The 15737-nt window shown below is 61.4% G+C and carries 13 protein-coding genes; 4 read left to right on the top strand and 9 right to left on the bottom strand.

Annotation, left to right across the window (positions count from 1 at the left end):
* Positions 1-7: 7 nt before the first annotated feature.
* The 3 genes from FHX16_RS13045 to FHX16_RS13035 form a co-directional block, all read right to left on the bottom strand.
* The gene (locus tag FHX16_RS13045) at positions 8-2218 is read right to left on the bottom strand and encodes an EAL domain-containing protein (protein ID WP_183862374.1); all 2211 of its coding nucleotides are present in this window, start codon (positions 2216-2218) and stop codon (positions 8-10) included.
* Between the two features lie 147 nt (positions 2219-2365).
* A complete protein-coding gene (locus tag FHX16_RS13040) occupies positions 2366-2914 on the bottom strand; it encodes an NADPH-dependent FMN reductase (protein ID WP_183862376.1) in 549 nt (182 codons plus the stop codon).
* Positions 2915-2957: 43 nt separating this feature from the next.
* Positions 2958-4331, bottom strand: coding sequence for a GH1 family beta-glucosidase (locus FHX16_RS13035; protein WP_259128656.1), 1374 nt, complete (start codon positions 4329-4331; stop codon positions 2958-2960).
* 169 nt (positions 4332-4500) lie between these two features.
* Between FHX16_RS13035 and FHX16_RS13030 the strand changes: the two genes are divergently transcribed.
* Positions 4501-5466 (top strand): acetylxylan esterase, encoded by a 966-nt coding sequence (locus FHX16_RS13030; RefSeq protein ID WP_183862380.1) that lies wholly within the window; start codon positions 4501-4503, stop codon positions 5464-5466.
* Positions 5463-6191: an esterase family protein gene (locus FHX16_RS13025; protein WP_183862382.1), complete on the top strand. Its 729-nt coding sequence runs from the start codon at positions 5463-5465 to the stop codon at positions 6189-6191. Before FHX16_RS13030 ends, FHX16_RS13025 begins: the two co-directional genes overlap by 4 nt.
* 16 nt (positions 6192-6207) lie before the next feature.
* On the opposite strand, the gene FHX16_RS13020 is transcribed toward FHX16_RS13025, so the two are convergent.
* Positions 6208-7809, bottom strand: coding sequence for an ABC-F family ATP-binding cassette domain-containing protein (locus tag FHX16_RS13020; protein WP_259128647.1), 1602 nt, complete (start codon positions 7807-7809; stop codon positions 6208-6210).
* A gap of 353 nt (positions 7810-8162) precedes the next feature.
* Between FHX16_RS13020 and FHX16_RS13015 the strand changes: the two genes are divergently transcribed.
* Complete coding sequence (locus FHX16_RS13015) at positions 8163-8564, top strand: DoxX family protein (protein WP_183755875.1); 402 nt, start codon at positions 8163-8165, stop codon at positions 8562-8564.
* A 58-nt stretch (positions 8565-8622) separates the two neighbouring features.
* On the opposite strand, the gene FHX16_RS13010 is transcribed toward FHX16_RS13015, so the two are convergent.
* From FHX16_RS13010 to FHX16_RS13000, 3 genes are all read right to left on the bottom strand, one after another.
* Complete coding sequence (locus FHX16_RS13010) at positions 8623-9006, bottom strand: hypothetical protein (protein ID WP_183755876.1); 384 nt, start codon at positions 9004-9006, stop codon at positions 8623-8625.
* A gap of 124 nt (positions 9007-9130) precedes the next feature.
* Entirely contained in the window at positions 9131-10318 is a 1188-nt protein-coding gene (locus tag FHX16_RS13005) for a Gfo/Idh/MocA family protein (protein WP_183862387.1), read from the bottom strand.
* Positions 10319-10513: 195 nt separating this feature from the next.
* Positions 10514-11566 carry a sugar phosphate isomerase/epimerase gene (locus tag FHX16_RS13000; RefSeq protein ID WP_183862389.1) on the bottom strand — a complete coding sequence of 351 codons (1053 nt, stop codon included), beginning with the start codon at positions 11564-11566 and terminating at the stop codon, positions 10514-10516.
* Between the two features lie 280 nt (positions 11567-11846).
* On the opposite strand from FHX16_RS13000, the gene FHX16_RS12995 reads away from it, so the two are divergent.
* Positions 11847-13622 (top strand): tetratricopeptide repeat protein, encoded by a 1776-nt coding sequence (locus FHX16_RS12995; protein ID WP_183862391.1) that lies wholly within the window; start codon positions 11847-11849, stop codon positions 13620-13622.
* Positions 13623-13685: 63 nt separating this feature from the next.
* Here FHX16_RS12995 and FHX16_RS12990 read toward each other — a convergent pair whose 3' ends face one another.
* On the bottom strand, positions 13686-14633 hold the full coding sequence (locus tag FHX16_RS12990) for a substrate-binding domain-containing protein (protein ID WP_016556996.1): 948 nt from the start codon (positions 14631-14633) through the stop codon (positions 13686-13688).
* An 88-nt stretch (positions 14634-14721) separates the two neighbouring features.
* A complete protein-coding gene (locus tag FHX16_RS12985; protein ID WP_016556995.1) occupies positions 14722-15726 on the bottom strand; it encodes an ABC transporter permease in 1005 nt (334 codons plus the stop codon).
* Positions 15727-15737: the final 11 nt, after the last annotated feature.

Genomic DNA, 15737 nt, shown 5'->3' with positions numbered 1-15737 from the left:
GCCTGCGTCAGGCGGCGTTGGTGCGGCGGGTCGTAACCTTCGCCGCGCGGATATGCATCAGCCGTTCCGTGATCTGCTCGGCGGGCATCGGTCGACCGAAGAAATAGCCCTGCAGCGTATCGCAGCCGAAGAGCCGCACCGCGATGCCCTGCTCCTCGGTCTCGATACCTTCAGCCGTGACTGGAATGTCGAGCGAGCGGGCAAGCGCCACGGTCGCCTGCAGCATTTCGCGCTGGCTCTCGCTTTCGAGGATGTTCATGACCAGTGAGCGATCGATCTTGATGCGATCGAAGCCGAACTGCCTGAGATAACCGATGGATGAGAAACCCGAGCCGAAATCGTCGAGCGCAACCTTGACCCCCAGCGTCTTCAGCCGCTCGATCGCCTGACGGGTGCGCTGCGGGTTCTGGATCATGTAGCCTTCGGTGACTTCGAGCGTCACGCGTTTGGCCTCGATCTCCGTCTGCTTCAACACGTATCGGACATAGTCGGCAAAAGCCGGGTTTCGGAACTGCCCTGGCGAGACATTGACCGAGATACGCAGTTCCGGCCATTGCTTGGCGGTTTCACAAGCCTTGCGCAAAACAAAAAGACCCAACGCCTCAATCAGCCCGCTGGTTTCCGCAATGGGGATGAAAACTTCAGGCGAGACGGGTCCGTGGCCCGGACGATTCCACCGCACCAACGCCTCGACGCCAGTCATTTCATGCGTCGCGGCGTCGATCAGCGGCTGATAGGCGATCTGCAAGTCGCCGCCTTCGATCGCCATCCGCAAATCGAGTTCCAGAGCGTTGCGCTCCGCGCGGTCCGCATCCATTGCCGGATCGTAAAGCGTCATGCGCGCGCGGCCGGCTTCCTTGGCCTTGTACATGGCAAGGTCGGCACGACGAACCAGTTCCTCGCGGTCGATCGCGCCGCCTTCCGACATGGCGATGCCGATGCTCGCGCCGATGACAACGACACGCCGGCCGATCTCCAGGGGCTCGGCCAGGAAGTCCAGGATCTGCTCGGAAAGCTGCAGAGCAACCGCATGCTCACTTTCGGAGACAAAAGCGATGGCGAACTCGTCGCCACCGATGCGGGCCAGAACAGCGCCCTCCGGGATGAGCACGTTGAGACCGGCGGCAACCGCGCGGATCAGCTGGTCGCCAGTCCCGTGACCATACGCGTCGTTGACTTCCTTGAAGCCGTCGAGATCGAGGTAAAGGATGAGCACATTGCGGCGTGTATCGGCTGCTTCTGCGACGAAGGCGTCGATCGCCGTTCCAAGCCCGTCGCGGTTCATCAAACCGCTCAACCTGTCACGATTGGCTTCCTCGCGGGCATTGATTTCCTCCGCCTTGAGGCGTCGCAGCGCCAGCCAGCCGATGATGAGGAGGACGATGAAGAACAGGCCGACGAGCCCGACCGCCTTCACGACCATCGGACGAACCTCGCCATAGCCGATATCGCCGGGCGCTCGCGACACCCAGACCAGCTTGCCGAGAGCAACCGATTGCGCGTCGGTGATCGTCACGGAATAAGGAGTTTCGAATTCCGGAGCGACCAGCTTCAACCCGCCAATAACGTAGGTCGCACCAAGCTCCGTAACCTTGTCGGCGTTGAGATGCCTGGCGAAGATGAGGTAGCGATGCTTTCCCGCCGGAATATCGAGCGAGCCCGATTTCTCGCGCACCAGCGCCACGCCAACGACGGCGATCCCAGCTTTCGTGCTGACAAAGCCTGTAGCCTCGGGATTGTCCTGCGGGGCCGCAACCTTCACCTTGTCGAACAGCGTCCAGAGCGAAGAGGAGAAGAAATCATTCAGCGCGCCGTCCATCGGCTTGCCTTCCTGATAGGCCATGATCGGCTTCTTCTCGTCATCGATCACGATCGCCATGTCGAACAGCGAACTGTTGACCGACATCTCACCATAATTGCTGATCGTCCAAGCCATGCCATCGGCGGCATAGACGTTAACGGCAGCGTCATCCCAGGCTGCGTAGTCGTTGAGCGTCGCGCCCAGCTGCATCTCGAAGGTCTTCAGAGCGCCGGACATCGTTTCCCGTGAGCGCTCGTCGTCCAGCACATTCGAACGGTCCGCGACGCGTTGAAGCGCGCTCAGCACGAGAAGGGTGACGATCGCGACGACTATGGCGAAGGAAAAGAGCACGCCAGCGACGGTCGCATGGCGACCGAAGCTTAAACCTCTTTTGTTTCCCCCGAAAATTACCCGCATTCACTGCTCCCCGATTGAGGAAGTCTGCCAGCCAAGGGCTCAAGAAACGGTTAAAGATCGATGTAACGATTAATCATCCGCCTTCCAGCGTGATGACCACAGAAACGCAGAATATTTTTAAATATTTCAAATACTTGTCTGACGCGATCAGATCTTTGGGATATTGATTGCAGCACAGAATTTTACAAGTGCTGATACGAGGGGACCGCTTATGGTGCTTTCGGCCAAGGCGGCTGCCAGCGCGTCGTCCGATTTTCCGAGCAACGGAAGCCGCAAAAAGGCGCCGTCGACGAGGGCGAACGACATCGTCCTCAGCACTTCGGTCAACTGTTCTAGCGCGAAATCGCCGCGATGCGAGGCATGCGCGATCATCACAGGCTTGAATGGCACTTCGTCACGGGACACGAGCCAATCGAGCGCGTTCTTCAATCCGCCCGGCAGGCCATGGGCATATTCCGGACAGGCGACGATGATGCCGTCGGCCGCCCGGATCTTGGCTGCGAACGTTTCAACGATCGCTGGCGTGCTTTCGCCCTCGCGGTCGGGGCTGAAGATCGGCAGTTCGCCGATCAGATCCGAGATCTCGATCGCGACACCTGCAGGTGCGTTGTCGCGGAGGGCTTCGAGCAGCCGGCGGTTGGTCGAAGCCTTTCGCTGGCTGCCGCAGATCGCATAGAGGACGAGCGGCTTTTCCATGCGCTTGGGTTTAAGCCACGGCGCCGATTCGCGCCATGTGCCCTTAGCTGCTCTTGTGGTTGCCCTTCGGGAACTGCGCGGCAAGCTCGCTGTACCACTTGCCACTCTTTTTCACCGTGCGAACCTGCGTGTCGTAGTCGACATGCACGAGGCCGAACCGCATGCGGTAGCCCTCGGCCCACTCGAAATTGTCCATCAGGCTCCAGGCGAAGTAGCCGCGCATCGGATAGCCGTCCTTGATCAGGTCGGCGACCGTATCGAGGTGCTCGCTGTAATAATCCAGGCGCATCGTATCGTTGACTTCTCCCTGTTCGATGCCGGTATTGTCACAGGCACCGTTCTCGGTGATGTAGCACTCCGGCAGCTCGTAGCGACGATAGAGATCCTCAACGACGTTCTTCAGGCCAGGCGCATAGACTTCCCAGCCGATATCGGTCTTCACGTCGCTGACGCGTGGCGCCTCGACGGTCCAAGGGAAATCGCCGTGCTTCGCAGGATCATCGGCGACACGCAGCGGCGTGTAATAGTTGAGGCCCCACCAGTCGAGCTTCTGGTTGATGATCTTCAGGTCACCCTCTTCCACAACAGGCATGCGGTCGCCGAGCGCTTCCAGGAACTCCTTCGGATACTCGCCCTTGAAGACCGGATCGAAGAAGGCACCGTTGTGGAACTGGTGAGCACGTTCCCCAGCCGCCTGATCGGCCGCGCTGTCGGAGCCCGGCATGACGGACATGGCGTTGAGCACGAGGCCGACAGGCACATTGGGCGCTTCCGCGCGGATCGCCTCGACGCCGAGACCGTGCGCGAGGTTCATGTGGTGCATGGCGTGCAGCGCCGCCTGCATGTAGCGCTCGCCCGGCGCATGAATGCCATAGAGATGGCTGAGCCAAACAATGCACCACGGTTCGTTGAAGGTCGCGACGCTGTCGAGGCGGTCGCCGAGGCGGGCCATCACGGTCTTGGCATAGCGCTGGAACGCATATGCCGTCGACCGCGCCGTCCAGCCGCCGTCACCGGCAAGAAGCAGCGGCAGATCCCAGTGGTAGAGCGTTGCGAAGGTCTTGATGCCCCGCGCCTTGCAGCCATCGACGAGGCGATCGTAGAAATCGAGACCTGCCTCGTTCACCGGGCCGGTGCCGTCAGGGATGATGCGCGGCCAGGCGATCGAGAAGCGGTAGGCTTCGACGCCCATGGACTTGATGAGATCGAGGTCCTGATCGAGCCTGTTATAGTGATCGCAGGCGACATCGCCATTGTCGCGGTTGAAGACGCGACCCGGCATGTTGCAGAAGGCATCCCAGATGGAGGGCTTGCGGCCGTCTGCCTTGGAAGCGCCTTCAATCTGAAACGCTGCCGTCGCAACGCCAAAGGTGAAATCGCCCGGGAAGCGGGCAGCAAGGGTCTTCGGATCGATCATGGAAATCCCGTTCTTCATGGTTTCGAGAGGCGGTTTAGCCAAGCGGACCGGTGTTGTACAGGGTGGAAGTAACAACACTGTAACGTTTCAGGTTAGCCATCCCGAGGGCGCCTTACGCATCAGGCGTTCGTGCCTTGCATTGCCCGCCTTTTCGCGAAACAACCCTCACATGAGCATTCCCACCACACACCCCTTCGCTTTCGACCCCACCTACGGCATGACCCTTGCCGACCTCCGAGCGATCGTACCGCCAGAGGCGCCGCCGGGCTTCGACGCCTTCTGGCGGGACCGATACGAAAAGGCGATCGCCACCGACCCACAGCCGGTGCTTCGGAAAAGCAAGCTGACCCATCCCGACTGGCAGGTCCTCGACATCACCTACACTTCGACCGGTGGATTCGGGATCGGCGGTTGGCTGCTCCTGCCGCGGCGGCGGCCGGTGCGCCGCGGGCTTGTCGTCGGCCACGGCTATGGCGGTCGCGACGCGCCCGACTTCGACCTGCCGGTCGAGGAAGCTGCAATCCTTTTCCCCTGCGCCCGCGGCCTGTCGCTCAGCGCTCGGCCACCGATTCCGGCTGATGCGTCGGGCCACGTCCTGCAGGGCATCGCGCGTCCGGACACCTACATTATCGGTGGCTGCATCGACGATCTCTGGCTTGCCGTCTCAACGCTTCTGGCACTTTATCCATGGCTCTCCGGCCACATCGGCTATAGCGGCGTCAGCTTCGGCGGCGGCATCGGCGCGCTGGCGATCCCGTTCGATCCGCGCATCGATCGCGGCCACCTCGTCGTCCCGACCTTCGGCGACCGGGAACAATGGTTGACACTGCCGACCGTCGGCAGCGCCGATTCCGTGCAGACGTACCAGAAGGCACACGGAAGCGTGCTCGACACCCTCCGCATGTTCGACGCCGCCAGTGCTGCAAGCCGGATCAAGGTGCCGATGCTCGCAGCCGTCGCCCTCTTCGACCCAGCCGTGGCACCGCCCTGCCAGTTCGCGGTGGCCAACGCCCTGCCGACATCAAAATATAATGAAACCTTCATATTGGATGCGGGACACTTCGATTATCCCGGAAGCATTGAGCAGAGCGCGATCCTGCGCGAGAAAGTGCGAGATTTCTTCAAGGTGTTATGAACCGGGAGTATCTGCGCTGGCATAGTCCGCGCCTGCATCGCGAGATGGAGTTGCTGGTGTTCGGCCATGCCGGCGCCAAGGTGTTGATGTTTCCGACCCGCGAGGGGCGTTTCTGGGAGTACGAAAGGCTCGGCGTTATAGAGAGCCTTGCCGAAAAGCTGCACGCCGGCCAACTGCAGCTCTACTGCATCGAGGGGCTCGCCGCCGAGACCTTCTACGGCTTCGACCGTCATCCGGCCGACCGCATCCGCCGCCACACGGCCTTCGAAGATTATATCCTGAACGAAGTCCTGCCGCTGATGGCATCGAAGAACGGACATGAGTGCACCATCGTACATGGCTGTAGCCTCGGCGCCTTCCAGGCCGCCAGCCTGGTCTTCCGGCATCCGCACCTGTTCCGCAAGCTGGTTGCCTTCTCCGGCCGCTATGACCTGACGATCAGGGTCGAATCCTTCGGCGATCTGTTCGACGGCTATTACGACGACGCCGTCTATTTCCATACGCCGACGCACTTCCTGCCGGGACTGCATAGCGGCTGGCAGCTGGAAAAACTGCGCGAGGTCGAGATCGTCCTGACCATCGGCGACGCCGACCCGTTCCTCGACAACAACTACCACCTCAGCCGCCTGCTGGCGGAAAAGCAGGTCGGCCACCAGCTGCATGTCTGGAACGGCCGCGCGCATCGCGCAGGCGCCTGGCGCAAGATGGCCGGCCTCTACATCTGATCCGGCAGCCATCTGCCTAGACAAGAACCTCTTCTCCCAGCGGAAGCTGTATCAGTCGCGATATGCCGATATTCTCCAGAAACACCTCATCGTGACTGACGACCAGCAGCGCACCGTCATAGGCCTGAAGGCCAGCCTCGACGGCCGCTATGGAATCGATATCCAGATGGTTGGTCGGCTCGTCCAAAATCAGCAGCGGCGGCGGCTTCGCACCGCCGAGGACGCAGGCAAGCCCAGCGCGCAGCAACTGCCCTCCAGACAGCGTCGACACCTGCTGCAGGGCGGCATCTGCCCGGAACATGAAACGCGCCAGCGCCGCGCGGCAGGCATTTTCGTTGGCGCCGGGATTGAGATTGCGGAAATTCTCGCGGATCGATAGCGATCGATCGAGGAGACTGACGCTCTGATCGAACAGCGAAAAGCCCGTCATGACGGCGACCGTTCCGGACCACGGCTGCAACGCGCCTGTTATCAGGGCCAGCAGGGTCGTCTTGCCGGAGCCGTTCGGTCCGGCGATAGCGACACGATCGGGGCCGGTGATTGTAAGGGAGAGGTTTCGGATGATTGGCGCCTCCGACCGATAGCCGGCGGTGACGCCTTCCAGTCTGAGAACATCCCTGCCGGGCGGCAGTCCCGTTGAGGCGAGCTGAGCCGAGAAAGGCTGCAGGATCTCGATCCGCTTCCTCGCCGCCGAGGCCTCTTCCATCGCCTCCTCGCGACGTTTCTCGCCAAGGCGAACCTTGTTGCCGCTGGTGTTTTCCGCCGCCCGCTTTAGGCCGCCGGCGACGATGCGCGGCATATCCCCACGTGCCGCCTTCTTGCGGCCGTTACGGTCACTGCGGGCCTGCCGTTCGGCGGCGACCTGGGCGCTGCGGGCCACATCGGCAACGCGCCGCTCGGCGTCCGCGAGATCGTGTTCGGCGGCAGCGAGCTCGAGCGACTTGCGCTCCTGAAAGGCACTCCAGTTTCCACCATATCGCCGGGCGCCAAGCGTGGTGATCTCGACGATCGCATCCATGGTTTCAAGCAGTTCGCGATCATGGCTGACAACGATGGCGCCGGCGCGCCAGCCGGCGAGCAAGGCGATCACGGCTTCCCGCCCATCGCGATCGAGATTGTTGGTCGGCTCGTCGAGCACAAGGAGATCGGGATCCGAGAAGACGAGAGCCGCAAGACCCACGCGCGTCCGCTGCCCGCCCGAAAGCGAGGTCAGCAGCGTTTCCGGTTTCGCGTCCAACCCGACGCGTTCGATCGCCGCGGCAATCCGCGCCTCGATCGTCCAATCGGCATTGGCGAGTTCGTCAGTGGTGGCCTCGCGGGCTTCGGCGCGATGAAGGATAGCGAGCGCATCACTGGCGCCGAAGAGATCGGCGACGGTTGCGCCCTCCTCCACCTGAACCGACTGGCGGAGGATGCCGAGGCGTCCGCCAAAGGCAATGCTGCCCGACTGCGGCTGCAGTTCGCCGGAAACGAGCTTCAGCAGCGTCGTCTTGCCGACACCGTTGCGACCGACGAGGCCGGTTCGTTCAGCGCCGAAGCTCAGATCGAGTTGGGAAAGAAGGGTGCGCCCGTCAGGCGTGGACCACGAAAGATTGGACAGGGTAATGGATGCAGGCATGGATAAAGGACTCCCGAATGGCAAGGCGAACTGGCGTTGCGATCGGGGTGAAATCCATTGCTGCACACATCCTGTTGGTATTGGCGATGACCGCAATCTAGGCGGGCACCACGCCAAAATCAAGGCAGCGGATGACGGAGTCAGATCACGGGAGATCGCAGCGTGCTTTCACGCAAGGAACGATCGACCTGTATACGCGCATCCGGCCGCCGAGAGCCGTGCCAGCATGTCAGCGCGCAATCAAATGCTATCATATTGAAAACGCTGATAACGCTGATGTCAGAAGTCGTGAATTTGCGATCCCTGGAAGCCACGCTAGAGAGCAAGGAGGACATCACCACGAAAGGAACCCGATGCTCTCCTCGATCCACCTGGCGCAGCCATATCTCCTCAGCCTGTTGCGCGTCGTCTCCTCGCTCGTGCTCTTCAGCTACGGCACGCAGAAGATCCTGCATTTTCCGGCCGCGGAACGAGTGCCAGACGTAGGCTCGATGTCCTGGATCGCCGGCCTGCTCGAACTGACGCTCGGCTTCCTCGTATTAACAGGCTTCAAGACACGCGCCGCGGCTTTCGTCCTCTCGGGTCTGATGGCTTTTGCCTATTTCATCGGGCATGCCCCAAAAGGGTTCTACCCAGCGCAGAACGGTGGCGTCGCCGCAATCCTGTTCTGCTTTGTCTTTCTCTATCTGGTTGCGGCCGGCGGTGGCCCCTTCAGCATCGATGCGCTCATCAAGCGCAAGCAGGCAGCGGCCTGATCAATACCCGAGCCGAAGCGGCGCGCTCTGCCGCTTCGGCCCACTATGCCGGAGAACGCTAGGGGTTCTGCTTGGCGTCCCTGAGCTTGACCGCCATCGTCACCGTGCCACGCACAACAATGTCGTTTCGCGAACCGCGATTGAGATCGGCGCTGCTGGTGAGGTTGATGATCTGGCAGCTCTCGGCCAGCGTCTGCAGGATGAGATCGCATTGCCCCCCAGCCATCATGTAGAAGCCCTTTTGCGCGGCCTTGATCTGTTCCCCGGCTTCCTCCCCGGCCTCGACAGGCACGGACAGGGATACCGTCGTCTGCACGTTCACCGTGCCAGGAACACGCTGGCCGGCATAGAAGTTCGGTGTGCGGTTGGGGACTTCCTGCGACAATGCCGGAGACGCAGCGAGCGCGAAGATGCATGTCAGAATTCGGGCAGAGGCTTTCATCGACCGTTTCTCCATCTGATTGCGCTCATTTCTGCCACAGCATTGTTAAACGACAATGAGCGCGGTCCCTAATATTCTAGGAAGCGCGCCCATTGGTTTTATCCGTGATGTAGTGGAGCGAGGATCAGACCTTGACCCAGGCACCGTTCTTCTTCGAGGAGGCCACGCAGGCCTCCACGAAGGCAACGCCCTTCACACCGTCATCGACCGTCGGATAGACCACGGCCTTATCAACCGCCTTGCCCTTCTTGTGGGCGTTGATGGCATGCGCGGCCTCGGTGTAGATCGTCGCGAAGGCTTCGAGGTAGCCTTCCGGATGACCGGACGGGATGCGCGAAACGCGGGCCGCCGCCGGGCCGGAGCCGGCGCCGTTGCGGGTGATCAGGCGCTTCGGTTCGCCGAACGGCGTGAACCAAAGGTAGTTCGGATCGGCCTGAACCCATTCCAGACCGCCCTTGGTGCCGTAAACGCGGACCTTCAGACCATTCTCATGGCCGGGCGCGACCTGGCTGCACCAGAGCATGCCCTTGGCTGGCTTCTCAGAGCCCTTGGCCTTGAAGCGCAGCATGACGTGGGCGTTGTCGTCCAGACGGCGGCCTTCGACGAAGCTGTCGAGATCGGCCGCAAGGCTGTCGAGTTCGAGGCCCGATACGAAGGAGGCAAGGTTATAGGCGTGCGTGCCGATATCGCCGGTCGAACCGCCTGCACCCGACTGGGCCGGGTCGGTACGCCAGACGGCCTGCTTCGCACCGGTCTGCTCGACGGCTTCCGTCAGCCAGTCCTGCGGATACTCGGCCTGCACCAGGCGGATATCGCCGAGTTCGCCGTTTGCGATCATCTCACGGGCCTGACGGACCATCGGATAGCCGGTGTAGTTATGCGTCAGGATGAACAGGGCGCCGCTCTCGTCGGCGACCTTCTTCAGCTTCTTGGCGTCGGCAAGGTTCGACGTCAGCGGCTTGTCGCAGATGACATGGATGCCGCGACGCAGGAATTCCTTGGCGGCGTCATAGTGCACATGGTTCGGCGTGACGATCGAAACCGCTTCGATGCCGTTCTTCAGCTTCGCTTCGCGGATCGCCATCTCGCGGTAGCTGGAATAGGTGCGCGATGGGTCAAGGCCGAGGTCGCGGCCCGATGCCATCGCCTTTTCCGGCGTCGACGACAGCGCGCCGGCGATCAGGTCGTACTGGTCGTCGATGCGGGCAGCGATGCGGTGCACTGCGCCGATGAACGCGCCGGCGCCGCCACCGACCATGCCGAGACGGATGCGCGGTTCGCGCGCCTGTTCTGTAGATGCTTCAATTGCCATTGGTTCCTCCTGGAAATCTTCTGTCTTGTGCCACGATCGCGCTCCTCAAGCCGCCACCTTCTCCCCACCAGCGGGAGAAGGAATACGCCGCACCTCCCAGTCGCTTGCTTGGGCAGATCCCCTCTCCCCGCCGGCGGGGAGAGGGTTAGGGTGACGGGATGCGCGCAATGTTTCGGCGTTGCAGGCGCTCGCGTCTCAGAGCCCGAGCATGCGGCGGTTGGCAGCCTGGTCCGTACCGCCGGCTGCGAAATCGTCGAACGCTTTTTCAGTGACGCGAATGATGTGCGCCTTGACGAACTCGGCACCTTCGCGTGCGCCATCCTCCGGATGCTTCAGCGCGCATTCCCATTCGACCACGGCCCAGCCGTCGAAGTTGTTGGCCGTCATCTTCGAGAAGACAGCACCGAAATCGACCTGACCGTCGCCGAGCGAACGGAAGCGGCCGGCACGCTCGACCCAGCCCTGGTAACCGCCGTAAACGCCCTGGCGACCCGTCGGGTTGAACTCGGCATCCTTGACGTGGAACATCTTGATCCGGTCTTTGTAGATGTCGATGTTGTCGAGGTAGTCGAGGCACTGCAGGATGTAGTGCGACGGATCGTAGAGCATGTTGGCGCGCGGATGGTTCTTCACGCGCTCGAGGAACATCTCGAACGTGATACCGTCATGCAGGTCTTCGCCGGGATGGATTTCGTAGCAGACGTCGACGCCGTTTTCGTCGGCGTGATTGAGGATCGGCGTCCAGCGCTTTGCAAGCTCGTCGAAGGCGGTTTCGACGAGGCCGGCCGGGCGCTGCGGCCACGGATAGATGAACGGCCAGGCAAGCGCGCCGGAGAAGGTCGCATGCGCCTTGATGCCGAGGTGCTTCGACGCCGTCAGCGCCATCTTCACCTGCTCGACTGCCCATTCCTGGCGGGCCTTCGGATTGCCGCGCACTTCAGGTGCCGCAAAGCCGTCGAAGGCTTCGTCATAGGCCGGATGCACGGCGACGAGCTGGCCCTGAAGATGGGTGGAGAGTTCCGTCACTTCGACGCCGTTCTGGCGGGCAACGCCAGCGAACTCGTCGCAATAATCCTTCGAGGAAGCCGCCTTCTTGAGGTCGATGAGCTGGCTGGCCCAGGTCGGAACCTGCACACCCTTGTAGCCGATATCGGCTGCCCATTTGGTGATCGAATCCCAAGAGTTGAAAGGCGCGGCATCGCCCGCGAATTGTCCAAGGAACAGGCCTGGGCCCTTGATCGTTTTCATGTCAATTCCTCCCTAAAAGATGACCGTAAACGTTTCTGGCAGTGTTCTACCACGCGATTTGAAGTCTGCAAGCCGATTTAGGCGAAACTGCAAATTTGCCCCGCGGGGCGGAAATCGAAAGCGGCCGACTTAACCACGGCCTGCCCCGGGCTGCAAGATGTACGTACCGCATTTCCCGTTCGACGGGTGACCACTGGCGCATCTCGTCTCTGCCCCCGCGACCGCGGCGGTAGACATCGCGTCGTCTCGTGCTACTGTCTTCAGACCAGGAGGTTGGCGCATGACCCGGCGTCTGGCAGCAATCTTGGATGCGGATGTTGTCGGCTTCTCCCGGCTGATGGGCCTTGACGAAAGCGGTACGTTCGCGACGCTGAAAGCGCACAATAGCGAAATCATCGTCCCCGGCATCGGCAGGCATCACGGACGCGTTGTCAAATTTGTTGGCGATGAAGCGCTCGCCGAATTCGCAAGCGTGGTCGATGCCGTCGGCTGCGCCATGGAGATCCAGAAAGCACTGCTTCAACGCAACGAGGCACTCGAACCGGATCGGCGCATGCTGTGGCGGATCGGCATCCACGTTGACGATGTACTGGTTGAGGAAGAGGACATCTTCGGTGATGGCGTGAACGTCGCCGCAAGCCTGCAGGCGCTGGCGCCGCCGGGCGGTATCTGCGTGTCCCAGCAGGTCAACGACCAGATCCGGTCGAAGCTTGACTTCCGGGCAATCGATTTCGGCAATCGCAAACTTAAGAACGTCGATCGACCAATCCGGGTCTGGCGATGGACGGCGGACAGCGAGCAGCTTCCATCGGCTGCCGCATCGAAGCACAAGGGAACGAGGCCTCTGCGCAATCGGCCCTCGATTGCGGTTCTGCCGTTCAGCAACATGTCGAGCATCGAGGAACAGGAACATTTCTCGGACGGCTTCACCGACGAGTTGATCGCCACGCTGGCGCGCTGTCGCTGGCTGCTGGTGGCAGCCCGCAACTCCTCGTTCAGCTACAAGGGCCGCAAGCCCAATGCGCAACAGGTGGCGGAGGACCTTGGCGTCAAGTACGTGCTGGAGGGGAGCGTGCGCCGCGCGGCAGATCGCGTTCGCATTACCGCGCAATTGCTGAACGGCACGGATGGCAGCCTGCTCTGGGCGGAACGCTACGACCGGACGTTGGCCGACATCTTCGAGGTTCAGGACCAGCTGGCATCGGAAATCACCGGAACGATTGAGCCGGAACTCGGTTCCATCGAATTCGCCGCCCTTCGGGGCCGCACCGTGTTGGACATGGATGCCTGGGAAATCTACCTGAAGGGCCTCTGGCATCTCTATCGGTTCACGCTCGACGAATTGAAGACTGCCAAGGCGCTGTTCGAGCAGGCAATCGATATTGATCCGACCTTCGCGCAGGCGCAGGCGCGACTGGCTTATGTTCACATTCAACTCGGCTGGTATGGCCCACTTGATGAACGCGCCGAGCGGATTTGTGATGCGATCGACCTTGCCGAACGCGCCATCATATCCGATCAGAGAGAGCCTGCCGCGCACCTCGCCTTGGGCAGGGCCCTGGCACTTGATGGTGCGACGGAGGCCGGACTTGCGCATCTGCGCAACGCGTTGCAGTTGGACCAAAGTTTTGCGCAGGCCCACTTCGCGCTTGGACAGGTCCTCTGCTACGTCGAACGGCCCACCGAAGGCATAGAGGAGATCAAGGAAGCATTCCGGCTCAGTCCTCGCGATCCGCATCTGTGGACTTTCCATAACGTTCTCGCGCTCGCGAACTATCAATTGGGCAACATGGCGGAAGCGGCCAAGGCAGCGCGTGCATCACTCCGCTCCCCGAACGCAACCTTCTGGCCGGCGATTTTTCTGGCCGCTGCCCTCGGAAGGCAAGGCGAAATGAACGAAGCGCGAGAGGCAATCTCCAGGCTTCATCGCTTCCGGCCGGGTATGACGTGCCGTTACGCCCGCCGAGAATTCTATTTCGGCGACAATCCAGTCATGACCGAAGCTTTCATCGACCGCTGCATCACGGACCTCGCCAAGGCCGGACTGCCGGACTAAAAAGCGACGTTGTCAAAAAAAGACGCCCGTCCTTTCGAACGGGCGCCGCATTGGATTTTCAGATCAGAACGGAGAATCCGGGAAGTAGAAGTCCTTCGCATTGTCCTTCGTGACAAGCGTCGCGTCGAGGACGAAGGTGCCGCGAACCGGAACCTGGCCGTAGAGACCAGCAGCCGTCAGCTCCATGGCCGTGCCAACCATTGCCGGCGGATAAAGAACGTCGACCGGGATCAGCTTGTCGCCGTCCATGACCTTCTTGACCATGTCCTTGGAGCCGGCGCCGGCGACAACATACTTGATGTCGGTACGCTTGGCCTGCTCGATCGCCTGCAGCACGCCGACAGCCATGTCGTCATCCTGGCACCAGACCACGTCGATCTTCGGGTACTTCGTCAGATAGTCCTGCATGACCTTGAAGGCATCGTCGCGGTTCCAGTTACCGTACTGGCGGTCGAGAACCTTGACCTTGGAGCCGGCAATGCCCTTGTCGAAGCCGTCCTGGCGCTGCTGATCGATCGGGATCGGCAGGCCGCGAATGACGACGACTTCGGCGTCCGGCGTCTGCGCAGCGATGTACTTGCCAGCGACTTCACCGAGCGCCGGGTTGTTGCCAGCGACATAAAGGTCACGGACGGTGTCATCGTTGGTCGAGGGCGCACGGTCGACGAGCGCGACGTACTTGCCCTTGCCCTTGACTTCCTTGATGGCGTTGACGAGCGGATCCGGATCCGACGGCAGGATGACGAGGGCGTCGATGCCCTGTGTATCAAGGTCCTGCACAGCGTTCGCCTGGCTGGCGGCATCCGGCGAAGTCTTGACGATGACGTTCAGGCCCGGATGCTGTTCCATCAATTTCTTGGCGATGCGTTCGGCGTGGAACACGACGCCCGAGGTCCAACCATGGTCGGCTGCCGGAATCGAGACGCCGATGGTGAACTTCTTGTCCTGTGCGTATGCGGTACCCGCCAGCGTGACGGCCGCAACCGCAAGACCCAACATGAGTTTGCGCATTCTATTTCCTCCCAATAAACGTCAGGGACTTTTCCTACCCGTCAACCGGACGCCCTGTGATCCCGGCCAATTCCTGGAGCCAGTCCGCTTACGATTTGCGGACCAGCGAGCGCTGCACCAGCATGGCGATGATGATGATCGCACCCTGGATTGCACCGATGAGATATTCGCTGATGAAGTTCGACAGCAGCATGATGTTGCCGACGAGCTCGAGAATGAAAGCGCCGCAGATGGTGCCCCAGACGCGACCGGCGCCACCCTTGAGTGCCGTCCCACCGACGACGACGGCGGTAATCGCCTGCAGCTCCCAGAGGATACCCGTCGTTGCCGAGGTCGAGCCGAGGCGCGGCACATAAAGCAGCACGGCGATGGCGACGCAGAGCCCCTGGATGACGAAGGCGATGGTGCGCACACGATTGACGGCGATGCCGGAATAGCGCGCCACGTCACTGTTGGAACCGACCGCGACGACATGGCGTCCATAGCGTGTGCGGTAGAGAATGAAGGCTGCCACCGCAGTGACCGCAAGGATGACAACGATCGGCACCGGCACGCCGAGAATGCTGCCGAAATAGGCCGGACGGTAAAGCGTCTGGATATCGGCCGAGCGCAGCGTGATCGCGCCGCCCTGGCTGAGCCATGTTGTTAGGCCACGATAGATGCCCATCGTGCCGAGCGTGGCGATGAACGGCTCAATCCTGCCGACCGTAGTGATCAGGCCGTTGGCCAGTCCACAGAGCGCACCGGCGACGAGCGTGAAGACGACCGCAGCCGCCAGCATCAGCGTCGGATCGGCAATCACGCCGGAATTCATCAAAAGGATCATCAGGCTGGCAACAAAGGCCACCATCGACCCGACGGACAGATCAAGATCGCCTGCGGAGATCACGAATGTGGCGCCGACGGCGATGATCGCGATGAAGGCGCAGCGGGTCGCGACATTGGCAAGGTTGGTGATGCCGATGAAGTTCGGATTGACCAGCGCCCCGACGATCAAGAGCAATATCAGGGCTGCAAAAGGTGCAACGGCCCTGAGATCGATATCCCGCCAGGGGCGACGCCGGATTTCCCTGGTCTCCTCGTTCACGCTCATTTCCAAACCAA

Source organism: Rhizobium sp. BK661, assembly GCF_024808825.1.
Taxonomy (GTDB): domain Bacteria; phylum Pseudomonadota; class Alphaproteobacteria; order Rhizobiales; family Rhizobiaceae; genus Rhizobium.
Note: the sequence above shows the minus strand (reverse complement) of the source record. Positions and strands in the feature narration are given on the sequence as shown.